Annotated in this window: 18 protein-coding genes and 1 pseudogene; 13 read left to right on the forward strand and 6 right to left on the reverse strand. The window is 63.8% G+C overall.

Features of this window, described 5'->3' with window-relative positions; all coding sequences use genetic code 11:
* Positions 1–35: 35 nt before the first annotated feature.
* The 8 genes from C7401_RS38660 (at position 36) to C7401_RS38695 (ending at position 10514) form a co-directional block, all read left to right on the forward strand.
* Positions 36–1469 (forward strand): MFS transporter, encoded by a 1434-nt coding sequence (locus tag C7401_RS38660; protein WP_112177318.1) that lies wholly within the window; start codon positions 36–38, stop codon positions 1467–1469.
* 209 nt (positions 1470–1678) lie between these two features.
* Positions 1679–2068 (forward strand): hypothetical protein, encoded by a 390-nt coding sequence (locus C7401_RS38665; protein WP_112177319.1) that lies wholly within the window; start codon positions 1679–1681, stop codon positions 2066–2068.
* Between the two features lie 129 nt (positions 2069–2197).
* Entirely contained in the window at positions 2198–3139 is a 942-nt protein-coding gene (locus tag C7401_RS38670) for a LysR family transcriptional regulator (RefSeq protein WP_112177320.1), read from the forward strand.
* A 56-nt stretch (positions 3140–3195) separates the two neighbouring features.
* On the forward strand, positions 3196–3870 hold the full coding sequence (locus C7401_RS38675; protein WP_112177341.1) for a response regulator transcription factor: 675 nt from the start codon (positions 3196–3198) through the stop codon (positions 3868–3870).
* A 201-nt stretch (positions 3871–4071) separates the two neighbouring features.
* A complete protein-coding gene (locus tag C7401_RS38680; protein WP_112177321.1) occupies positions 4072–7335 on the forward strand; it encodes an efflux RND transporter permease subunit in 3264 nt (1087 codons plus the stop codon).
* Positions 7325–8551 (forward strand): efflux RND transporter periplasmic adaptor subunit, encoded by a 1227-nt coding sequence (locus tag C7401_RS38685; protein ID WP_112177322.1) that lies wholly within the window; start codon positions 7325–7327, stop codon positions 8549–8551. Before C7401_RS38680 ends, C7401_RS38685 begins: the two co-directional genes overlap by 11 nt.
* Positions 8544–10007, forward strand: a complete 1464-nt coding sequence (locus C7401_RS38690) for an efflux transporter outer membrane subunit (RefSeq protein ID WP_373864482.1) — start codon at positions 8544–8546, stop codon at positions 10005–10007. Before C7401_RS38685 ends, C7401_RS38690 begins: the two co-directional genes overlap by 8 nt.
* Before the next feature lie 222 nt (positions 10008–10229).
* Positions 10230–10514 carry a DUF4148 domain-containing protein gene (locus tag C7401_RS38695; protein WP_112177324.1) on the forward strand — a complete coding sequence of 95 codons (285 nt, stop codon included), beginning with the start codon at positions 10230–10232 and terminating at the stop codon, positions 10512–10514.
* Between the two features lie 172 nt (positions 10515–10686).
* Here C7401_RS38695 and C7401_RS38700 read toward each other — a convergent pair whose 3' ends face one another.
* From C7401_RS38700 to C7401_RS38720, 5 genes are all read right to left on the reverse strand, one after another.
* Positions 10687–11415, reverse strand: coding sequence for a response regulator transcription factor (locus tag C7401_RS38700; RefSeq protein WP_112177325.1), 729 nt, complete (start codon positions 11413–11415; stop codon positions 10687–10689).
* 45 nt (positions 11416–11460) lie between these two features.
* Positions 11461–12927 carry a sensor histidine kinase gene (locus tag C7401_RS38705; protein ID WP_112177326.1) on the reverse strand — a complete coding sequence of 489 codons (1467 nt, stop codon included), beginning with the start codon at positions 12925–12927 and terminating at the stop codon, positions 11461–11463.
* Positions 12928–12933: 6 nt separating this feature from the next.
* Complete coding sequence (locus tag C7401_RS38710) at positions 12934–13608, reverse strand: response regulator transcription factor (protein WP_181565804.1); 675 nt, start codon at positions 13606–13608, stop codon at positions 12934–12936.
* Positions 13609–13805: 197 nt separating this feature from the next.
* Positions 13806–14519 carry a winged helix-turn-helix transcriptional regulator gene (locus tag C7401_RS38715; RefSeq protein WP_112177328.1) on the reverse strand — a complete coding sequence of 238 codons (714 nt, stop codon included), beginning with the start codon at positions 14517–14519 and terminating at the stop codon, positions 13806–13808.
* 16 nt (positions 14520–14535) lie between these two features.
* Positions 14536–16011: a sensor histidine kinase gene (locus C7401_RS38720; RefSeq protein ID WP_112177329.1), complete on the reverse strand. Its 1476-nt coding sequence runs from the start codon at positions 16009–16011 to the stop codon at positions 14536–14538.
* Between the two features lie 421 nt (positions 16012–16432).
* On the opposite strand from C7401_RS38720, the gene C7401_RS38725 reads away from it, so the two are divergent.
* Both C7401_RS38725 and C7401_RS38730 read left to right on the forward strand, forming a co-directional pair.
* A complete protein-coding gene (locus tag C7401_RS38725) occupies positions 16433–16747 on the forward strand; it encodes a DUF4148 domain-containing protein (protein WP_224043734.1) in 315 nt (104 codons plus the stop codon).
* Between the two features lie 1483 nt (positions 16748–18230).
* The gene (locus C7401_RS38730; RefSeq protein ID WP_112177330.1) at positions 18231–19604 is read left to right on the forward strand and encodes a replication initiation protein; all 1374 of its coding nucleotides are present in this window, start codon (positions 18231–18233) and stop codon (positions 19602–19604) included.
* Between the two features lie 170 nt (positions 19605–19774).
* Here C7401_RS38730 and C7401_RS38735 read toward each other — a convergent pair whose 3' ends face one another.
* Positions 19775–19972 (reverse strand): hypothetical protein, encoded by a 198-nt coding sequence (locus tag C7401_RS38735; RefSeq protein ID WP_112177331.1) that lies wholly within the window; start codon positions 19970–19972, stop codon positions 19775–19777.
* 679 nt (positions 19973–20651) lie between these two features.
* Between C7401_RS38735 and parA the strand changes: the two genes are divergently transcribed.
* The 3 genes and pseudogenes from parA to C7401_RS38750 all read left to right on the forward strand — a co-directional run.
* Positions 20652–21341 carry a ParA family partition ATPase gene (gene parA / locus C7401_RS38740; protein WP_112177332.1) on the forward strand — a complete coding sequence of 230 codons (690 nt, stop codon included), beginning with the start codon at positions 20652–20654 and terminating at the stop codon, positions 21339–21341.
* Positions 21331–22356 (forward strand): ParB/RepB/Spo0J family partition protein, encoded by a 1026-nt coding sequence (locus C7401_RS38745; RefSeq protein WP_112177333.1) that lies wholly within the window; start codon positions 21331–21333, stop codon positions 22354–22356. The genes parA and C7401_RS38745 overlap by 11 nt, the downstream gene beginning before the upstream one ends.
* A 520-nt stretch (positions 22357–22876) precedes the next feature.
* Positions 22877–23082, forward strand: a pseudogene (locus C7401_RS38750) (threonine ammonia-lyase, biosynthetic); the annotation flags it as partial.

A 23082-nucleotide genomic window follows, 5' to 3' on the forward strand; every position in this document is an offset into this window, starting at 1 on the left:
TTCGGAACTGAATAGTCCCAAATTGAGGTCGCATCATGAACACTTCGACGCTGGAATTGCACCCCGCGCGCGCCGGCGCGCGTACCTGGTGGGCGCTTGCCGTGCTGTTGATGGGCACGCTGTTGCCGCCGCTCGACTTCTTTATCGTCAACGTCGCGCTGCCCTCGATGCAGGCCGGTCTGCACGCCAACGCCGCCGTTGCGCAACTCGTGATTTCGGCCTACGCGGCGACCTACGCCATTTTCCTGATCACGGGCGGGCGGCTCGGCGACCTCTATGGCCGCCGCCGCATCTTCCTCGTGGGCATCGTCGCGTTTGCCGCTGCGTCGGCCGTATGCGGCTTCGCCACTTCGCCTGCGGCGCTGGTGACGGGGCGCATCCTGCAAGGCGGCGCGGCGGCCGTCATGGCACCTCAGGCGCTGGCCTCGATCCATGCACTCTTTCCGTCGCATCAGAAAGGGCTCGCGCTGAGTCTTTTCGGCGCCGCTTATGGCATCGCTTCGGTCGCGGGCCAGGCGCTGGGCGGCGTGCTCGTTTCAGCCAACGTATTGGGGCTTGGCTGGCGCAGCATCTTCCTCATCAACCTGCCGGTCGTGATCGTCGCCGCGCCCGCCGCGTTCTGGCTCGTACGCGAAAGCCGGTCCGATCATCCTGCGAAGCTCGATCTGGGCGGCATGGCTCTGCTGGCCGTTGCCCTCACCACGCTCGTCGTGCCGTTGATCGAAGGGCGCGAGCGCGGCTGGCCGCTCTGGACGTGGGCGCTGCTCGCCTGCGCCGCGCCGCTGTTCGCACTTTTCTGGCGCTACGAAGGCCGCGTGGCGAGCGCCGGGCGCGACGCACTCGTGCCGCCCGCCCTATTCGGTGCGCCCGGCCTCGTGCGCGGTCTCGTCGCGACGCTGTTCTTCTATTCGCTCGCGCCGTTTTTCATGATGTTTGCGATTTACGTGCAGCGTACGCTCGGGCTCGCACCGCTCGAAGTCGGGCTGGGCATTCTGCCCCTGGGCGTGGGCTTTCTGGTCGGGCCGCTGGTGAACCCGCTGCTCGTCCGTCGCTTCGGCGCGCGCACGGCGGCGGCAGCCATGATGGTAGAAGGCTGCGGATTGATATGGACTGCTATTCTTGTTCACGATGCTCAATCGCATGCCTTGACAGCGCCGCTATTTTTGATCGGTTTCGGTCAAGGCGTCGCGCTACCCGCGCTCGTGCGGCGCAACGTGGAATGCGTGGACCGGCGCTGGTCGGGTCTTGCTGCGGGACTCGTCAGCTCGGTTTTGCAGGTGAGCGCGGCGCTTGCCGTTGCGTTGATTGGCGGACTGTTCTTCGCGCTCGCCGGGCCGGATGCGAGCGGCGCGCAGGTTGCCCGCGCATTTGCGACGGCCGTTGCAATCATCGGCATCCTGCTTTTCATTGCCGCGCTTCTCGCCGATGCGCGCAATAATCACGCATCGGAATTGCGCAAACAGCATTGATAAGCCATGAGCGCATTGCCGGCGCATGAAACGATGGCCATGCGGCGTAGCGCCACATTAACACTGCGCCTGCGCGCCAATGCAATGCCGCGCGGACGCCTTGTCGTTTTCTAAATTAGTTTTCATCTGGAGTGTGCCGCAACTTAAAACATGCGTTTCGATGGGGCACCGATAATGCCTTCCAGTTTCAGGACTGCGAGGAACGCAAGATGCAAAAGCCCATGTCGATCGAACTCGTCAATGAATACGGCCGGCACTCGGTCTGCGTGAAAGTCAACGGTCAGATCGCGCTGCTCGACGCCGCCGACGTGGACGGCCTCATCGAGGAACTCAGCAAGCTGCGCGCGGCCATGCACCCGGCGGTGCCCGAGCAACCGCTGCGCACGCATCAATACGTGCTGGAAATCGATCCGTGCTGGTACACGGAACGCAATCCGCTCTTTGACGGCGCCGTGGTGTTCCTGCGCCATACCGGCCTTGGCTGGGCCGGTTTCGCCATTCCAACCGAAAGCGTGCATCGGCTAAAGGCAGCGCTCACGGCGCATGAAGCCGCCGCGCAACACGACGCGCAAATCTACGCGCACGCGTTGCCCAACTGAGCGCGTAGCCCGCGCAACCCCTCTTCTCACCCGGCCACGCATGCAGCGTGCGCGAGGCGACGCCGCTTTCCCGCGGCGCCGAAGCCCGCGCTCGTCCTCGTGCCGGCGCCACCGCAAGGACCATCGCTTATGAACCAGCTCCAAGCCATGCGCGTTTTCACGCGCGTTGTTGATCTGAGCAGCTTCAGCCTTGCCGGCAAGCAGCTCGGCATGTCGGCCGCCGCTGTGACGCGCAGCGTCGGCATGCTCGAAGCACATCTGAACATGCGCCTCCTGAATCGGTCTACACGCAGCCTTTCGCTAACCGAAGCCGGACGCCTCTATCTGGACGGCTGCCGCGCCGTGATCGAAAAGCTCGACGAAGTCGAATCGGAACTCGTACGCGCCACGCGCGACCCGAGCGGCGTGCTGCGCATCGCCGCGCCCGCCGTGTTCGCGAGCTCCGGGCTGCCCGCCGTGCTCGGCGCCTACCGCGCGATCAACCCGCGTGTGGAGTTCGACATCACGGCCTACGACACGCATATCGACCTGATCGAAGGCGGCTTCGACGTCTGCTTCGCCACCGACCGCCAGAGCGTGAACGCCTCGCTCGTGAGCCGCAAGCTCACCTCGGTCAAGGAGATACTCGTGGCCACGCCCGCCTGGCTCGCGCGTCATGGCGTGCCGCGCACGCCGGGCGAACTCGGGGAACACGGCCTGCTCGCCATTTCCGATTCGCCGCGCGCCTGGGAATTTTCGAACACCGAGGGCGTGCAGCGTGTGAGCGTGAACGGCCCGATGACGGCCAACGGCTACGCCACGGTGCGCGCCGCCGCCCTCGCCGACATGGGCATCGCGCTGCTGCCGCTGCCGCTCGTCGCCGACGATCTCGCGCGCGGTGCGTTGCTGCCCGTGCTCAACGCGTTCGACGTCAATGGCGGAGTGCAGCACATCTCGATCGTCTATTCCGGCCGCAACTATCTCACGATGAAGATCCGCAGCTTCATCGACTTCGCCGTCGAGCAGTTCCGCGCGGGTGCGGCACAGCACATGACCTACGCCGCGCCCGCGCCACTACGCGCGGTTGCGTGATCGCGCGCATTTTCAGCGCTGTTGCAAGCTCTTTTCGTCACGACGCCTGGAAGGCCATGCCCAGAATATTGACCATTGAAGACGACGCGATTACCGAGCAAAGCGTCGTGCCCACGCTCGCTTCGACCGGTTTCACCGTCGACGTCGCCCGCTCCGGCCGCGAAGGCATCGCGATGGTGATGGCAGGCGACTACGACGTCGTCGCGCTCGAACGACGCCTGCCCGATCTCGACGGCCTCACGATCGTCACCACCATGCGCGGCGTAGGCATCGAAACGCCCGTGATCGTGATGAGCTCGACCACGGGCGTCGAGGAACGCATCCAGGGCCTGCGCGCCGGTTGCGACGACTACCTCACGCGTCCGTTCTCGATCGACGAGATGTCCGCGCGCGTGGAGGCGCTCGTGCGCCGCCGCACCCGCCCCGCCACCACCGAAACCGTGCTGCACGTCGGGCCGCTCGAATTCGATCTCGTCAAGCGTCGGCTCACCTGTCGCGACAAGGTGCTGCGCGTGCGGCCCACGGAGCTGCGCGTGCTCGAATTCATGATGCGTCATGCCGGGCAGGTGCTCACGCGCACGATGATCTTCGAAGGCGTGTGGGGCGGGCGCTTCGACCCCGGCACCAATCTCGTGGACGTGCACGTGGGACGCCTGCGCAACCGCGTAGACATGCCCGGCCAGCCGTCGCTCATCCGCACGATACGCGGCTCGGGTTATCTGCTCGGTTGACGTAAAACGCAGTACCGCGGATATGTCATTCTTCCGTCATCATTTCGTATTCCTTTTTATTGAATTAGCACGACTCGCACTTAAATATTCTTTCATTTGGATGGCTCCCGGATGTTAGGACACGCCCGACACAATACCGGCGTCGGCTGCACCCAATGTGGCGCGCAGCCGGCGCCGATGTTCTGAACGGAGCCCCTTCTGATGCTGAAAATCGTCCGGCTGGCCTTGAACCGACCGTATACGTTCATCGTGCTGGCCCTCTTGATCCTGATAGCCGGCCCGCTCGCAGCGTTACGCACGCCAACCGATATCTTTCCCGACATCCGCATTCCCGTCATCAGTGTCGTGTGGAACTACGCGGGCTTGCAGCCCGACGACATGGCGGGCCGCGTGGTCAGCTATTACGAGCGCACGCTCGGCACGACCGTCAACGACGTGGCGCATATCGAGTCGCAATCGTTTCGCGGCTTTGGCGTCGTGAAGATCTTCTTCCAGCCCACGGTCGATATCCGCACGGCCACCGCGCAGGTCACCTCGGTCTCGCAAACGGTGCTCAAGCAGATGCCGCCCGGCACCACGCCGCCGCAGATTCTCAACTACAACGCCTCCACGGTGCCGGTGTTGCAACTCGCGCTCACGAGCAATACGCTCGACGAGCAGAAGCTTGCCGACTACGCGACCAACTTCATTCGCCCGCAGTTGCTTTCGGTGGCGGGTGTGGCAATTCCCACGCCCTATGGCGGCAAGGTGCGCGAAGTGCAGATCGACCTCGATCCGCAGGCGCTGCAAGCGAAGAAACTATCGGCGCAGGACGTGGCGAACGCGCTCGCGCAACAGAACCAGATCATTCCCGCGGGCACGCAGAAGATCGGCCGCTTCGAATACAACGTGCGGCTGAACAACAGCCCGCTCACGATCGACCAGATCAACGCCCTGCCCATCAAGACGGTGGACGGCGCGGTGATCTACATGCGCGACGTCGCCCACGTGCGCGACGGCTACCCGCCGCAGACCAACATCGTGCGCGTGGACGGCCACCGCGCCGTGCTCATGAGCATCATGAAGAACGGTTCGGCTTCGACGCTCGACATCATCGCCGGTGTGAAAGCGAAGCTGCCGCTCATCGAGCAGTCGCTGCCGCCGGGCCTGAAGCTCGTCGCGCTCTCCGACCAGTCGGTGTTCGTGAAAGGCGCGGTGAGCGGCGTGGCGCGCGAAGGCCTGATCGCCGCTGCACTGACCTCGGCCATGATCCTGCTCTTTCTCGGCAGCTGGCGCTCCACGCTCATTATCGCGGCCTCGATTCCGCTCGCCGTGCTCGCCGCGATTGCGGGGCTCGCCGCATGCGGCGAAACCCTCAACGTGATGACACTCGGCGGTCTCGCGCTCGCGGTGGGGATACTGGTGGACGACGCCACCGTCACGATCGAAAACATCAACTGGCACCTGGAACAGGGCAAGGACGTACGCAGCGCGATCCTCGACGGCGCTGCGCAAATCGTCGCGCCTGCGCTCGTTTCGCTGCTTTGCATCTGTATCGTGTTCGTGCCGATGCTGCTGCTGGACGGCATCGCGCGCTTCCTGTTCGTGCCGATGGCCGAAGCCGTGATCTTCGCGATGATCGCCTCGTTCGTGCTCTCGCGCACCTTCGTGCCGATGATGGCGCGCTATCTGCTCAAGCCGCACGCTTCGCAAGGTCACGCCTCGGGCGAACTGGCCGCGGTGATGGCGCCGCATGGCGCGCACGACCACGCGCCGGCTTCGCGCAATCCGCTCGTGCGCTTCCAGCGCGGCTTCGAGCACCGCTTCGAGCAGGTGCGCGCGGGCTATCGCGTGGTGCTCGGCCTCGCGCTCACGAACCGGCGCCGCTTCGTCGTGGGCTTTCTTGCCGTGGTCGCGCTCTCGTTCGCACTCACGCCGTTCCTGGGCCGCAACTTCTTCCCCAATATCGACTCCGGCGAGATCGCGCTGCACGTGCGCGCGCCGATCGGCACACGCGTGGAGGAGACCGCCGACCTGTTCGATCACATCGAGGACACCGTTCGCGAAGCCATTCCACGCGATCAGCTCGACAACGTGATCGACAATATCGGACTGCCAAATAGCGGTATCAACCTCACGTACAACAACAGCGGCACAATCGGGCCGCAGGACGGCGACATCCTCATCTCGCTGGCGAAGTCGCATGCCCCCACGGCGCAATACGTGCGCGAGTTGCGCACGGAACTGCCGCGCCGCTTTCCCGGCACGACGTTCTCGTTCCTGCCGGCCGACATCGTGAGCCAGATCCTCAACTTCGGCGCGCCTGCGCCGATCGACGTGCAGGTGAGCGGTCCCAACCAGGCCGCGAACAAGGTCTACGCAAACGAACTGCTGCACAAGATGAGCCGCATTCCCGGCATTGCCGACCCGCGCATCCAGCAGGCTTCGACCTATCCGCAGCTCACGGTTGCCGTGGACCGCTCGCGCGCCGACGAACTCGGCATCACCGAGCAGGACGTGACGAATTCGGTGGTGGCCAGCCTGTCGGGCACGAGCCAGGTGTCGCCCACTTACTGGCTCAATCCGAACAACGGCGTGTCCTATCCGATCGTCGCGCAAACGCCGCAGTACCGCATGACCACGCTCTCCGACCTGCAAAACCTGCCGGTGACGGGCAAAAGCGGCGGCTCGCAAATTCTTGGCGGCATCGCCACAATTACGCGCGGTGTGAGCGACGCGGTGGTTTCGCACTACAACATCGAGCCGCTCTACGACATCTACGCGACCACGCAGGGCCTCGATCTGGGCGCCGTGTCCTCGCAGATCAACAAGGTGATCCACGCCACGGCGAAGGATCTGCCCAAGGGCTCCACGGTCACGATGCGCGGCCAGGTGCAAACGATGAACAGCGCATTCACCGGCCTGCTGCTCGGCCTCGCGGGCGCGGTGCTGCTCATCTATCTGCTGATCGTCGTGAACTTCCACTCGTGGAGCGATGCGTTCGTGATCGTGAGCGCCCTGCCCGCCGCGCTCGCGGGCATCGTCTGGATGCTCTTCACCACGCACACGCCGCTTTCGGTGCCGGCGCTCACCGGCGCGATTCTCTGCATGGGTGTGGCGACGGCGAACAGCATTCTCGTGGTGTCGTTTGCACGCGAGCGGCTGGCCGCTACCGGCGACGCCATGCGCGCCGCGCTCGAAGCGGGCTTCACGCGCTTTCGCCCCGTGCTCATGACCGCGCTCGCCATGATCATCGGCATGGCGCCGATGGCGCTCGGCATGGGCGACGGCGGCGAGCAGAACGCGCCGCTCGGACGCGCCGTGATCGGCGGCCTGATCTGCGCGACCTGCGCCACGCTGCTGTTCGTTCCCGTGGTGTTCAGCCTCGTGCACAGGCGCGACAACGGCCATCGCGACGATAGCAAGCATACCGAATCATCCACGGAACACACCGCCCTCGAAACGGGAGAATCCCATGTCCACTGAAGTCGACATCGCCTCGCCGCAGCCGCTGCGTCACCTCAAATCCGCTGCCGCCGTCGCGCTGATGGTGGCGGCCGGCATCGTGTCCGGTGGCGTATTCAGCCGCGTGCACGCGCACCAGGAACTCGCCACGTGGACCGACGCGCAGGCCATTCCCACCGTCGCCACCGTGTTGCCGCAGGCGAGCCCCGCTTCAGAGCCGCTCGTGCTGCCCGGCCGCCTCGCCGCCTATATCAACGCGCCGATCTATGCGCGCGTCTCGGGCTACCTGCATGCGTGGTACGCCGATATCGGCACGCACGTCAAGGCGGGCCAGTTGCTCGGCGTGATCGACACGCCCGACCTCGATCAGCAGCTTCAACAAGCGCGCGCCGACCTGCAAAACTCGGTGGCCAACGAGAAGCTCGCCGCCACCACGGCAAAGCGCTGGACCGAGATGCTCAAGCAGGACTCGGTTTCGCAGCAGGAAGCCGACGAAAAGACGTCCGACCTGATCGCGAAGCAGGCCACCGTTGAAGCGAACGAGGCCAACGTGCGGCGCCTGGAAGCGCTCGAATCGTTCAAGCGCCTCACGGCCCCGTTCGACGGCGTCGTCACCGCGCGCAAGACCGACGTGGGCGCGTTGATCGACGCGGGCAGCGGCAGCGGCCCCGAGCTGTTCACCGTGTCCGACGCGAGCCAGTTGCGCGTATACGTGAGCGTGCCGCAGAGCGACGCCGCCTCGATCAAGGCGGGCATGCACGCCACGCTCACCGTGCCCGAGCGCCCCGGCATCAAGTTCGACGCGAAGCTCGTGGACACCGACCAGTCGATCTCGCCGGCCTCGGGCACGATGCTCGTGCAGCTCGCCGTCGACAACAAGCAGGGCATGCTCTTCCCCGGCGAATACACCGAAGTCCATCTCGCGATGCCGGGCGACGCGCACGCGCTCTTCGTGCCCGCGAGCACGCTGATCTTCCGCGCGCACGGCATGCAGGTGGCCGTGGCGGACGCGAACCGTCACGTCCAGTTGCGCGACGTGACGATCGGCACCGATCTCGGCACGCGCGTGGAAATCACGTCGGGCCTGCACGCGGGCGAGCGCGTGATCGACAATCCGCCGGATTCGCTCGCGAGCGGCGACCTCGTGCGGCTCGCCTCGGCCAACGCACCGGGTGCGCCGGGTGCGCAATCCACGCAGACGGCGGCGGTGCACGACGCGGAGCGTGCGCATGGTTAAGCGGTCCATGCATACGCACACGTTGCGCGCCGTGGCGCTGGCAGCGGCGCTCGTGCTCTCGGCATGCTCGTTCGCGCCCACCTATCACGCGCCCGCCACGGCTCTTCCGACGCACTTCAAGGAGGCGGGCGACTGGCAAACGGCGCAGCCCTCCGACCACATGCCGCGCGACGGCTGGTGGCGCACCTTCGACGACCCCGTGTTGAACCAGCTCGAACCGCAGGTCGCGAAGGCCAACCCGGATATCGCCGCCGCGCTCGCGCGCCATGACGAAGCCGATGCGCTCGTCGCGCAGGCGCGCTCGGCGTTGCTGCCGACCATTGGCGCCGAGGCGAATGTCTCGCGCGTGCGCCAGTCGGCGCTGCGCCCGCTGCGCGGCTCGGGCCAGCCGAACGTGTACGACTCGAACACGCTCGACGTGGGCATTGGCTACGACCTCGACCTGTGGGGCAAGGTGCGCAACGAGGTCAAGGCGGGCGAGGCGTCGAGCACGGCGAGCGAAGCCGATATCGCCTCATTGCAACTGAGCCTGCAAGCGAAGCTCGCGACCACCTGGTTCGATCTGCTCGGGCTCGACCAGCAGTCGAAGCTGCTCGACGACACCATCGCCGCCTATCGCCATGCGCTGGAGCTGACCGAGAGCCGCCATCGTGGCGGCATTGCCTCGTCGCTCGACGTCTCGCGCGCGCAAACGCAACTCGCCTCGGCCCAGGCCGCCGCCGATGACGTGAGCGCGCGCCGCGCGCTCTACGAGCATGCCATCGCGACGCTCGTGGGCGTGCCGGCGTCGCAGTTCAACGTCGCGCCCGACACGCTGCGCCCGCATCTGCCGAATCTGCCTGCCGGGCTGCCCTCGGCGCTGTTGCAGCGGCGGCCCGACATCGCCGCGGCAGAGCGGCGCGTGGCCGCCGCCAACGCGCAGATCGGCGTGGCGAAGGCGGCGTACTTCCCCGATCTCTCGCTCGGGCTCGACGGCGGCTTCCAGAGCGACACGTTCTCGCCGTGGATCGTCGCGCCCAACGAGATGTGGTCGATCGGCCCCACGCTCATGATGACGATCTTCGACGGCGGCCGCCGCACCGCGATCGTGCACGGCGCGCAGGCGAAGCTCGCCGAGAACGGGGCGCAGTACAAGGCCACGGTGCTCAACGCGTTTCAGCAGGTCGAGGACAACCTCGCGCTGCTGCATCATCTCGGTGACGAAGCGCAGCGCGAAGACGAGGCGCTTACGGCCGCGCAAAGCACGCTCACGCTCTCCATGTCGCGCTATCGCGACGGCGTGGTGAGTTACCTCGACGTGGTGACGGCGCAGACCACCGAACTCTCCACGCAGATCGCCTCGCTCGAACTGGACACGCGGCGGCTGGACGCCACCGTGGGCCTCATACAGGCGATTGGCGGCGGCTGGAGCACGCAGGACCTGTACAAAGAGCACAAGGACAAGGCGGCCTCCTGATCGCCTTGTAGATTGCCTTATAAGTTGCCTTGTAGAGCGCCTCACGAACCCCGCCTTCGCGCGGGGTTTTTCTTTTCGCCGAATCCTCGCAGTTCGATAAACATTTCTTCATCGTCCTGCATCGGGTTCGATATGCTGACCTAACTATTCTTCTCATACCGGGATGCGACACATCGCATTCGCTAACCGGCTCACCAATGTCATTACCGGAGGAATAGTCACATGAAGGCTCTCATGATCATCGCCGCGCTCGCCGGCGCCGTCACCGCCACGTCCGCTTTCGCGCAAAGCACCGCAACGGCCGCCGGGTCGCTGGCCAGCCAGCCCGCCGCGGCCACGCAGGTAGCGTCGAACAACACGGCGCCCACCGTCGCGCCTGGCGGTTGGGTACCCCCTTATGGGGAACCGGTGCATGAGAAGACGCGCGCCGAGGTGTATCACGAACTCGTGCAGGCCGAGCAGGATGGCCAGCTCGCCTACCTGAACTCCACGCTCTACGCGCACTGAGCACGCCGCCCGTGGCGTCTGGCCGGGCGCATCCGAAGACTGACAGGCCAACAAAGCAGGTCACCAACGGCACGCCGCGAGCGTGCCGTTGGTTCGTTTGACGTATGCAAACCGCTGTATCCAACCGGCGACAGGTAACCGGTTCCCACAAACGGTTACCTCAGAGCGACGATCAGTCCGTGGAGGCAATCGTCAGTTGATAGCCGTAGCGGCTGATGGTCTCGATGCGCGTTTCGATCGCCTCGCGTTCGAGCTTGCGACGCAGGCGCGAGACGACGAGATTCACGGTCGAGGCATCGATCTCGTCCTTCTCGGGCCACGCGTAGCGGATCATCTGGTCGCGCGGCACCGGCGTGTTGGCCTGGCGCAGCAGGCACTCGACCAGCAGGTACTCGCGGCGCGTGAGTTCGGCGCGGCGTTCCCCCTCCACGATCTCCCGCGTGCCCGCATCGAGTTGCGGGACGTTCTGGGGCGGCTGGGAGCCGCTCGCGGGCGCCACGGGTGCCATACCCTGCACCCCGCCGCCGCACGCCGCTGTGGTGCGCAACAGCGCGAGCAGGCGCTCATGCATTTCGATGAACGAGAACGGATAGCGAAAGCACGCGTCGGCGCCCATGCGCAGCAGCTTCGAGCGCTCGCTCGCGCTCGCCTCGATGCCGAGCACGGCGATGAGGGTCGCCCCGCCCGTCACGTCCACGAGTCCGGGAAGGATGCCGTGGAGCGTAGGCAGCAGCGCGCCATCGAGCGCCATGACGATCACCGCGTCGAACGGCTCCTCGCCCGCGACGAACAGGCCATCGCGCAGGTCGTCGGCGCGTTGCAGGCTATGGGCGCTTTCCTGCAACGCCTTTTGCAGCCACGCACCCTCGGCGTGAGGCGGGGCAATCAGAAGTATGCGCATGACCTCGTGGTCCGGTCGATCAACAGGGGGAGCTTCAGGAACGCTTTACGCGAGCGAGCGCGGCCAGCACTCCACGCTCATGCGCGTGCCGGGGCCGCCCTCACCGCCATCACCGCCCTCGTTGCCTGCGCCATGCTGCGCGGCGCGCGTGAGATCGCGCGCGTCGTCGATGCGCAGCGTGAAATCGTGCACGCGCATCACGGCCGCCACGACGGAGAGCCCGAGGCCCGAGCCCGCGATATGGCGCACCGTGTCGCCGCGATAGAAGCGTTGCAGCACGGCCGCGCGCTCGCCGGGCGCGATGCCCGGACCGTTGTCGGCCACCTCGAGCAGCGGACCGAGCGGCGTGGAGCGCAGCGTGATGCTCACCACGCCGCCTTGCGGCGCGAACTTGATGGCGTTGTCGATGAGGTTGTTGAACGCCTCGAACAGCAGCGCGCGGTCGCCATGAATTTCGGCGACGGGCTCGGCCGCGATGCGCCATTCGAGGTCGCGGCTTTCAGCCAGCGGCTCGTAGAGTTCGGCGAGTTCCTGCACGAGCTGGTAAAGGTCGACGGTCGCGAAGCCGCCGCGGCGCTGCAACGTGCCGATCTCGGAGATGCGCAGCATCGCCCGGAAGCGTTCGAGCAACTGGCCGGTTTCGGTGCGCGCGCGCTCCATGAGCGCCGCGCCCTCGCCGTCGGCGCGCACGCTTTCGCGTTCGGCCACGCGCGCAAGCAGCGTATGCAGATGCACGAGCGGCGTGCGCAGGTCGTGCGCGATGCCGTCGCACGCGCCCTTCACTTCGCCCATCAGGCGCTCGACTTCGTCGAGCATGTGATTCACGAGGTGGGCGAGCATGTCGAGTTCGTCGTCGCCGCCCACGGGCAAACGCCGGTCGAGATCGCCACGCGCGATGCATTCGGTCACACGGCGAATCTCGCGCACGCGCCGGATCTGGCGCATGCCGAGCACGAGCCCGCTCGCGACGGCCGCGAGCAGCGCCACCACCGCGCCCGCGATCAGCGTGCGCACCACGATCTTGCGGATGCGCAGCACGCTCGTCATGTCGCGCGCGACGATAAGGCGCATGCCGCTCGGCCGCACTTCACCCATTGCGCGCACCACGGGCGATACGTCGCGGTCGAGCAGCTTCATGGTGTGGGCGTGCGTGCTGCCTTCGCGCGTATAGGTGAGGTGCGGCGGGGGCTCGAGCAGGTCGCCCGCAACATAACGGCCGTCGGCCGTAAAGAGACCGCAATAGTTGACGTGCATGCGCTCGTGTTCGAGCCGCTGATAGATCGCCTCGGGTAGCTGCGCATCGGGAATCGAATCGAAATAGATGAGCTGCCAGGCCATGATGGAGTCGGCGTCGCGCTCGATCGTGGCGCTCGCGGTCCACGCAATGAAGCCGACCAGCAGGGTGAGAACGATGCCGAACAGCGCGGTGTAGACGCACAGCCAGCGAAACGTCGTGGTATGCCAGCGCCGTCGGAACTGCGAAGGCGCGGCGGAGGAAGGACGGTTCGACAAAGCGGTTTATCCGAGAATGTAGCCGGAGCCGCGCACGGTCTGGATGAGCGGCGGCACGCCCGGCGGATCGATTTTCTTGCGCAGGCGGCCCATGTGCACGTCGATCAGGTTGGTGCCCGGATCGAAGTGGTAGCCCCATACCGCTTCGAACAGCATCGTGCGGGTGATGGTCTTGCCCGCGTGGCGCATCATGAATTCGAGCACGCGATACTCGGTGGGCAGCAGCGCGACTTCTTCGCCGTCGCGGCGCACCTTGCGTGAAATGAGGTCGAGTTCGAGGGGACCGACGCTCAGCGCCGTCTCGCGCGCGACGCTCGCGGCCTGGCGGCGGCGCAGCAGGACTTCGAGGCGAGCGGTGAGTTCTTCGGGGTCGAAGGGCTTGGTGAGGTAGTCGTCACCGCCCGCGCGCAGGCCGCGCACACGCTCGTCCACGTCGCCGAGCGCGCTCAGCATCAGCACCGGAGTCTGTATGCCGACCGTGCGCATCGCCGTGAGAATCGAGAGGCCGTCCACGCCCGGCAGCATGCGGTCGAGCGTGATGGCGTCGTATTCGTCGCTCATCGCGCGCGCCATGCCGTCGCGGCCGTTATCGACCCATTCGACGGCGAAGCCGCGCTGCGTCAGCTCGCTGACGATCTCGCTGGCTGTGACAGCGTCGTCCTCCACCGTCAAAACGCGCACCTGACTCATCTTCCTCGCACTCCGTCGCGCCGGCGGCACGACTCTTCAAGAGCCTCAAGTTTACCGTCGCACTCACTCCACGCCGCGATTCCTTTCATGAAATTAAGTTTAAGTTTGCAACGGCAATACAGCCCCGCACAGCGGGGGCTTTGGTGCTTACGCGCGCATTACACCGACTTATGCCGACTTATGCCGACTTAAACCGATGTCTGGCAGGGGCCGGAACGCTCGCCGGGCGCCTCGCGTGCATACAGGTCGAGCTGATAGCCGTAGCGGTTGACCGTCTCGACGCGCGCGTGCGCGCCATGCGCCTCCAGCTTGCGCCGCAGGCGCGACACGACGAGGTTCACGCTCGAAGGCTCGACGTCGCCCTTCTCGGGCCACGCATAGCGGATCAACTGTTCGCGCGCGACCGGCGCGCCCGTGTGACGCAGCAGGCATTCCACCAGCAGATATTCCCGCGTGGTGAGAGGAACACGGTGCGCGCCTTCCACGAGGTCGCGCGTGAGCGGGTCGAGGCGCACGAGCGGCGTGCCCGCGTGGACGAGCGCGCCGCGGCGCAGCGCGAGCATGCGTTCCTGGATTTCGAGGATCGACCACGGCTGCACGAAGCACGCATCGGCGCCCGCGCGCAACAGGCGCGCGCAATCGGCAGGCGTGGCGCGTGTGAGCGCAACGACGATCGCGGGCGCGTCGGGCAGCCCGGCCAAGGTCGCAAGCGCCGCGCCGATGCCGGCATGGGCGTCGGGGCCCGCCGCGCACAGGAAGGCCGTGTCGAACGGCTCGTGCGCGGCAAGATAAACCGCGTAGTCGAGATTATCGGCAACCTCGACGCTGTTCAGGCTCTCGCTCAACGCCTTGTAGAGATAGTGTCGCTCGGTGTCGGAGGACGAACACAGCAGGACTCGCATCGGTGCCGCGCCCCGCTCAGGCGCGATGCGTCCAGCAGTCGATCGACATGATCGCTCCCGGATGCGCGTCGCCAATGGCGAGGCGATAGTCATGCAGGCGCACGATCGCCGCAACGATGCCGAGTCCGAGGCCCGTGCCCGGCAGGTGGCGGGTGCGCTCGCCGCGATAGAAGCGGGCGAGCACCGCGGCGCGCTCGCCGGGCGCAATGCCGGGGCCGTTATCGGACACGACGAACTGGGCGCCGGTCTCACTGGCGCCCAGTTCGACACGCCGCAGTTCGACATGCACTTCGCCGCCATGCGGCGCGAACTTGATGGCATTGTCGAGCAGGTTGCTGAACGCTTCGAAAAGCAACGCGCGATCGGCGTGTATCGGCGGCGCCTGCGCCACAACGACGTGCATGGAGATGGCCTTTTCCTCGGCAAGCGGCGCATAGAGATCGCCGAGTTCGTGCACGAGTTCGGGCAGCGCGACGTGCTCGAAGCCGCTGCGGCGATCGATTGCGCCGATCTCCGAAATGCGCAGGAGTGCAGAGAAACGATTGAGCACCGCGTCGGCTTCCTCGCGCGCCGCGACGAGCACGCCCGCAATGCCCGGCTCGCCGCGACGCGCCACCGTGTCGGCGGCGTGCGAGAGGCGCAGACGCAGCCGCGTGAGCGGCGTGCGCAGGTCGTGCGCGATGCCGTCGCACGCGCCCTTCACCTCGCCCATCAGGCGCTCGACTTCGTCGAGCATGCGGTTCACGAGATGCGCGAGCATGTCCAGTTCGTCACGCCCGGCCACGGGCAGCCGCATCGCGAGGTCGCCGCTTGCGATGCGGCCCGTCGCGCGCTTGATCTGCGCAACGCGCCGGATCTGCCGCATGCTCAGCACGAGGCCGGCGCACAGGCTGCCGGCGAGGCATAGCAGCCCGCCGCCGATCAGCGCCTTCATCAGTTCACCGTGGACATGGCGCACGTCGGTGAGCGTGCGCGCCACGACGAGACGCGCGCCGTCGGCGCGAATCTCGGCCATGGCCCGCAGCGGCGGGCGGGGCGCACCAAGATCGAGCATCAGCGTCTGGCCGGTCGTATGTTCGTGCGAGCGCCCATGGCCGCCCAGCGCGAGACCCGTGGGCATGACGCGGATGTCGCCTGCCAGCCAGCGGCCGTCCGGCGCGAACAAGCCATAGAAGTTCTCGCGCCGGTTCGGGCGGGTGAGACGCGTGTCGATGGCGTTGACGAGCGCGGCGTCGTCACGCGAGTCGAAATAGCGCAGTTGCCAGCGCAGGCCGCTGTCGGTTTCCCGCAGCATCGCGCGCGTCACGGAGTATTCGATCACGCCAAGCAAGGCCATGAAGGCCAGCGAGAAGATGGCCGCATAGGCGGTGAACCAGCGAAACGTGGTGGTCTGCCAGTGGTCGCGGCCGAACTCCCGTGTGTCCGGCGCCGCGCGCGCCGACGCCGGGACGAACAAGCCGCGTCCTGCCGTGACCCAGCCCGGCAGGTTCATGACGCGCCTCGCGCGCGCAACGTCGGCATGCGTGAGGCAGCGCTACGTGCGCGCGCCGCGATCTCGTTGACTGACATGGCTACCCCCGATGGCAAGGAATGGTCTGCCCGACGGCGAACCGACGAGCGCCAGTGCACCCGTGCCCGGCAATCATAGTGGGGCGCTCCCGACACAACGGCATCACGACGATGAAGAGCGGGTCATCTTCTTACCGGTGGTTGACGCGCACCTGTCAGCATTGTCAATGCGGATGAACGCGAAGTGGCGCGCGGCAGGTTCATCGCACAGATGAACCATCTTTCATGCCGCTGAGTTCGATCCGGCGCGGTCACCTTCTTATTCTCGAATCCGCTGTCATTCGAAGTCGGCGTGCTTGCACGCCTTTCATGTCGTTGCGGGTTCATCAAAAGGAGAGTCGATCGTGAAGTCATGGCTGAAGTTCGCATGGGTACCGTTTGTGGGAGCGTTGAGCGTCAGCGCGTTTGCCGCGCCGCATCTCACGCCGCAGGAATGCCATAGCTACCCGTTCGTCAAGGAGACACATGAGGTCACTCATGCAGACCTCATGAGGGAACTCAAGGAGCTCGAAGCGGTGGGCTATGAGCCGCACGCCGAGGACGAAAACTATCCCGCCGATATCGAGGCCGCCCAGCAGCGTCTCGCGGCCGTCTACCGCAGCGATTGCTCGCCCCAGCACACGGCGGCGGCCGCAAACTTGCCGGCTGGCGAGGATTAAGGTTGCGTCGTGCGCGCGTTCCAGGTCACCGCTGGCTTTTTGTGCAGTGCACCTTTGTATGGTCGTTCAGTGGCGACCTTTGAGCGCTCCCATATTCGGTGACCTGCGATGGGTAACCGGGTATGGGGGAAGCAAGCTCGCGTTGCCCGCTTTTTCTAGGCTCAGGTACCGAGCGACCATGAGACCGGGTGCTGATGCTACCTTTGCCAAGCGGGTTGCTGGCGCCTGGGATCTGCATCGTGGTGGGAGGTCGTTCCCATAACCGGTTACCGTTTCAGCGCGTTTCTTCCCATAACCGGAACCCTTCGATGAAGTTTTTCAAATAAATCATTGTGTTATCCGGTTTACTGAATCTGTCACATGAGAGCGTGCATGCTTTGGTGACAAGCTATGGTGCCCGGAAAGCCTTGCTCCGTCGCGAAGGTAGCCAGCAATGGGACCGTAGCGGTTGGTGACCACTCACATGCATTAAGGTCTCCGGTTTTGGGAGACGTCTTTCTCATCGGACGCGTGTTTCAGTGTTTACCTTTTACGCTTTAACAACTTTAGTAAACCTTTAGGAGACTGAAACCCTTACCAGGCAAGGCTTTGCGACCGATTTGGTGGTGGGTTATGGGATTTGCGGTACCGGGTATGGGAGCTTGGGGTTGTGGATATGGGGCTTCGGTAGCCGGGCATGGGGTTTACGGGTTGTGGATATGGGGAGAAGGTCTCTCGCTATGGGAAAACCGGCAGTTTCGCGCTCAGGTAGCCGGTTATGGGAGCCACTCAGGGTCACGCTTTATGGGAGCGTTTGGCGACGCGAAGGCTCTCCCGAGCGTCGGACTGCGGTAATCAGGTCACTCTTTATGGGAATTCCGTTTGGTAGCCGGATATGGTGGTTTTCACGGTGAGGGGCGAATAGGTCCCAACTTCCGTTGATGTGTGCTTCCTTTGAGAGCTTTGACCATGGGGGACGTGCCGAATCTTGGGTAACTGGTTATGGGATGCTGCTTTGGTCACCGGTTATGGTGCCCAATCGTGAGCGCCGTCTCCCGGGAGAACGCGGTTGCCTATCGTGAGGTACCCAGTTATGGGAAACGCGTCAGGTCACCTGTTATGGGTGCTGAAGGTGGTCACGTGGACCGATGAAGCGGGATTCGGGATCGAGCTGAACGACATGCTGTAAAGCCCCATAGACGGTAACCTATTGGCGTTTTTTTAGAAAGTGAGCACTCACATTCTTCGTCAAGGTTACCGGTTATGGGATCAATTCAAAGGCTTGGCGGTACTTTGGTAACCGGGTATGGGATCCTTCGCCATACTCGCTGAGACCGGTGTTTCAAGGTTCTGAAGCGTCGGCGCTCCCTTGGGCTCTCTGCGGCTGTCAATCTTTTTGCGTCCGGGTGTCGTGTCGCATCACGATTGTGCTTGCGGGCTTGAGTCACCTGGTCGGTTGGTATACAGTTACCAACCGACCAGGTTCCCTTTCAACGTGGGTCATATGGCAAGAAAAAAGGCCGACGCCGGCGACGCCGACAAACAAGGTGCACTCTTATTCCAGCAAGGCCAGCCGCCTGATCTGTTCCGCAAGGCCGTCCCGGCGATTCATATCGCACCGAAGTCCGGGTCGATCAGCTTGCAGCAGCGCAAGATGTTCAGTTCGCTCATCAAGAACGCCATTCGCCAGGATTCCCTTGAATCCGGCCGCTCGTCGTTTGAGATCACGATTTCCGCCCTTTCGCAGGACGTCGATCTGAACAGCAACAACACCGAGTACGTCAAGGAAACGATCAACTCGCTCATCAGCACGGTCGTCAACTGGGACTATCTCACGCAGGACAAGCGCAGCATCTGGAAGGCTTCCGGTTTGCTCGCGGGCGCGGAACTCGAACGTTCGGTGCTGCGCTATACCTTCTCCGAGCAGATCCGCGGCGAGCTGCTCAACCCTGAAATTTACGCGATGATCGACATGCGCATCACGCGGCAATTCAGGAAAGCGCATTCGCTCGCCCTCTGGGAGAACGTCGTTCGCTACGAAGCCGTGGGCGTGACTGCACGGTTTCCGCTCGCGACATTACGTGACCTGATCCTCGGACAGGACACCTCGGCGCAGTCGTACAAGCTGTACAAGCAGTTCAAGAGCCGTGTGCTGGTGCCGTGCATCAAGGAGGTCAATGAGATTTCCGATCACACGTTCGAGCTCATCGAGCACAAGGTCGGACGCTCCGTCGTCGCTCTGCAATTTCGCGTGGCCCGCAAGCCGGAGACCGATCCGTCTCAGGAGATGCGGGCAAACGATACGCTGCTGATCGGCGAGATGTCGAAGTTCAGCATTCCGGTTTCCGAGGCGCGGCGCCTGCTCAAGCAGTACGGCGACGAAAAAATTCGTACGGCGGTGGCCTATACGGCGGCGCGCGTCGCGCAGAAAAACGCGGCGCCGCTCGCGAACGTTGCCGCGTATTTCCGCAAGGCGCTGATGCAGGGTTACCAGTTGCCCGGCGCGAACACGCCGGGCGCTGCCGCGGATGCGGGCCGCGCGCGCGAAAGCCAGGATCAGGTCAAGGATCGGTACATCGCGGCGAAGATCAACGAAGCGCGTGCGTACTTCAATGAACTCGAGTACGACGACCAGACTGCGCTGATCAAGCGCTATAACGAAACGGTCGGGATGGACAAGCTCAAGGTCTCGACGGCGAAGGTGCCGAGCAAGATGGCATCGACCAACTTCTTCCGTTGGGTGGTGCTCGACACCTGGGGCCAACCGACTGCCGCCGACCTGCTCGAATTCCTCCTGAGCGGTCAGCAGGCGCCGACGGGCGGTGACGGTCTGGGCGCAGGGGATGTTGAACTGGCTTTGAAGACGCGAGACGAGTGAAGTAGTTGGACGTAAGGTAAGAAGGCGGCTTAGGCCGCCTTTTTTTTCGAGTGCCGCTGCGTGGGTTCGGACAGCGGGAATTCGCTGTTGAATTTAGCTAAATATAAAAATCAAGAGATCGTAGTTAAATTTGATTTTCTGGATTTTGCGATTTCGTCGTCATTTCCCGATCAGGGCCCTTTGTCCCGGAGGTAGTCCTTGGGGCACTCAGATGCACCTTCGATCGCTAGCCATTTGCCCTTCGACTCGGTGACGATGCGCGCGACATGTGCTGCGATCTCCACGTGGAGATTCAATCGATCATGTCGCACCACGGGATGGCTGATGGCTTGTCGCACATCTTGCCAATTGATGATGGCGTTGGCCATTTCGATGCATGGGCTTCGACGTGTCCTTCGGCTCGCACTGTGAAGAATTCGAGCACCGACTTTCCGTGGCAGACCGACTACTCGCTTCAAATCCCCGACCTGCGGCCCCGCCAAGATTGACCAATCAACTGAGAACTCCGCGAGTCTCCACGTGGAGACTCGTGACTCTCGAGCGCATACGCACCGGCCTCAATCTCCTAGACGTCTGTGTCTTGTCCCGCTGACCGGCGCGACCAGAAATCAGAATCTCCACGTGGAGAACGTCGCATAGGCCATTCGCCCGACAGTCTGCGGTTTTTACGCTTGCGCCGATCGCAATTGCCGGATCTACCGTGAGCAGTCATCACGCGAGTATCAAACGCCCGTGCAACGATGGGACCGACGTAGTGTATGTGGAAGCAGCCGCAGCCTCTCCTGACCACGCGATCTCCACGTGGAGACTCACGTCTCTCCATCCTCACTCGAACGAAAATCGCGTGTTTCCCGCAGATCACGACAGTGTTCCACATCGCCAAAACCTTGTCCGTTTAGCTATTTGGTTGTGATCTGGCAACGCGTGAGACGGAAATCCTAGAATTTACTTTAAGTAGCCGTTAGACTCCCGAATGACTTGCTGGAGTCTCCACGTGGAGAGTGCCCCGGGAGGCGATCCGCCGTTGAACATTGCATGGAGAATCGAATGGGACTCGTGATAGCCGTAGCGAACCAAAAGGGTGGGGTTGGCAAAACCACCACCAGCATGAATCTGGCTGGGGCATTTCAGTCGGAGGGCTACAAAGTCTATGTGGCCGACGCCGACGGCCAGCAATCATGCATGAGCTGGTGCGCGGCAGCCGGTCCCGAAACACCTCTACCGTTCCGCGTTGGCAGCATCCATAAGCTTGAAAAGATGATTGGCCCGGAGATTGCCGCACTGGCCAACGACTACGATGTCGTCATCGTCGACTGTCCGCCTAATATCAACGATCTCACGACGGCGCGCGTGCTCGCCGTGGCCGACGCCACCGTCATCCCAACCGACGCATCGCCGATCGATATCTGGAGTAGCGAAGGGATGATGGAACTGGTCGAGCGCACCCGTATTGCCAATCCTGCTGGAAAATTTGCAATTTTGCTGAATAAGGCTAATTCGAAGACGCTCTTGCACACGCAGATGAGCGCCATCCTCGCCGAGAGCAACGTCCACGTGTTTACGTCCACTATCAAGCAGCGCGAGCTCTATCGCCAAACGGCGGCGTTGGGTCGCACCGTTTTCGACGTGCGCGGTATTCGCGGGGCAAAAGTCGCAAAGGACGAGGTCAGCGCGCTCTACAACGAGATCATCGCGTTGGTTCAGGAAGTGGAAGAGGAGGTAGTCGATGGCCGCTAAGCTCAATTTCACCAGCAAGGTCCGCGCGGGGATGGCGGCGGAACGCGTTTCGGCCGGTGAGCGTCTCGCCGAGGCCGATGTCGTGAATATCGCGCAGCGCGACGCCGGGACGGCAAGCCCTGAGGCCCCGCCGGCTCCCGAACCCGTTGAAAGCGGCGACGCGCTGCTGACTTTGCATGCGGTTCGGAAAATTCCCGTCGAAGACGTCGTCTCCAATCCGTACAATCCGCGCGCGTTCTACAGCGCCGAGACGATCGACGAGCTGGCCGAGAGCTTTGCCGCGCAAGGGCAGATCACGCCAATCCTCGTCACGAAACTCGCGGCGTTCCCTGGCCAGTATGTCATCGTCGACGGCGAGCGACGGATTCGCGCCGCCCGCTCGCGCGGCGACAAGTACATCGATGCTGATGTCCGCGAAGGCCTCGACAATCAAAACCTGTATCTGCGCGCCTACCACGCCAACAAGGAGCGCGAGGAGCAGACGGTCTTCGATGACGCGCTCGCGTGGAAGAAACTGCTCGACGATCGCGTCTATGTCGATCAGGTCGAACTGGGCGTGGCCGTAGGCGAGGACCCGAAGCACATCAGCAAGGTGATTGCGCTCACGTCCCTGCCGCCGTATCTGCTTCAGCGGATGGCACAGAACCGCAAGGAGATTGGGCTCGGACACGCCTACAACATCAAGCTGATCTTCGATCGGGCAGGCGCGAGCGTCGCCGAGCATTGGCTCCAGCAGGTGATCGAAGGGAAGGCGAGCGTGCGCAAGCTCGAAGCGGCGGCTTCGGCCGAAGCGGGCGCGCGTCGCGTCGGGCCGCGCCGCACGCATTACCAGTCGCGCGTCCAGTTCAATCGTCCCGATGGTGTCGCGCTGGGCGAGTTGAAGTTGTTCGGCGACGGCCGCGCGGAATTGAGCCTGAAGGGCATCGCGCCAGTGGATCAGCAGCGCTTGGCTGAGCGCGTGAAGGCCGTCGTCGAGCAGTGGGCCTCCGAAATGGACACATCCGACGCGGCTTGATCGCTTCTCGTGTGCCGTTGCCCGTGAGAGCGGGGCAGGGCGTCGTCGTACGCCCTTTTTTATCGATCCCCAGCTGCGTATACGGCGAAAGCGGCGCAGCAGGGTCGAATCCGTGAAACAAGGCCCACCAAATTGAACGAAAGCATTAATCTATTCAAATCAATAGGTTATATTTCGTTTTCTAGAATGTTTCACGATGACGAGTGCCCGGATGAGGGTTGAAACACGCTTTTTGTGGCGTTTGGCTTGAGCTCGCTGGCGTTCCGAATAAATCGTATTAAACAATACGTAAATTGTAGTTCGCTTCGGACAACCTGATTCAGGCAATTGACAAGCCCACAACGCCAGGTCATTCTTAACGAGATGAACTGCGGCCTTTTCTCGATTGCGCTGATTATTCGCACCATTCAACGAATGGTGGGTTAGCGCACGTTTGGCAGCAGCGACAACAACCCGCCCCACGAGGCGGGTTTTTTGTTTCCGCCTCCTGGTCAAAACGAAAGTCTGTACAGGAGCCGTCATGCAGGTGCACCAAAGCCGTCCCGCCGCCCAGGCAAAAGAAACCACCGAGACCCGACCGGACGAGAACGGCTATCTCAGGAAGATCCTCACGGCGCGCGTGTACGATGCGGCCCGCGAGACCGAACTCGAACGCGCCCCGAACCTCTCGGCGCGCCTGCGCAACGCCGTGTTCCTCAAGCGCGAGGACAACCAGCCGGTGTTCTC

Source organism: Paraburkholderia unamae (genome assembly GCF_003268775.1).
Classification (GTDB): Bacteria; Pseudomonadota; Gammaproteobacteria; order Burkholderiales; family Burkholderiaceae; genus Paraburkholderia; species Paraburkholderia unamae.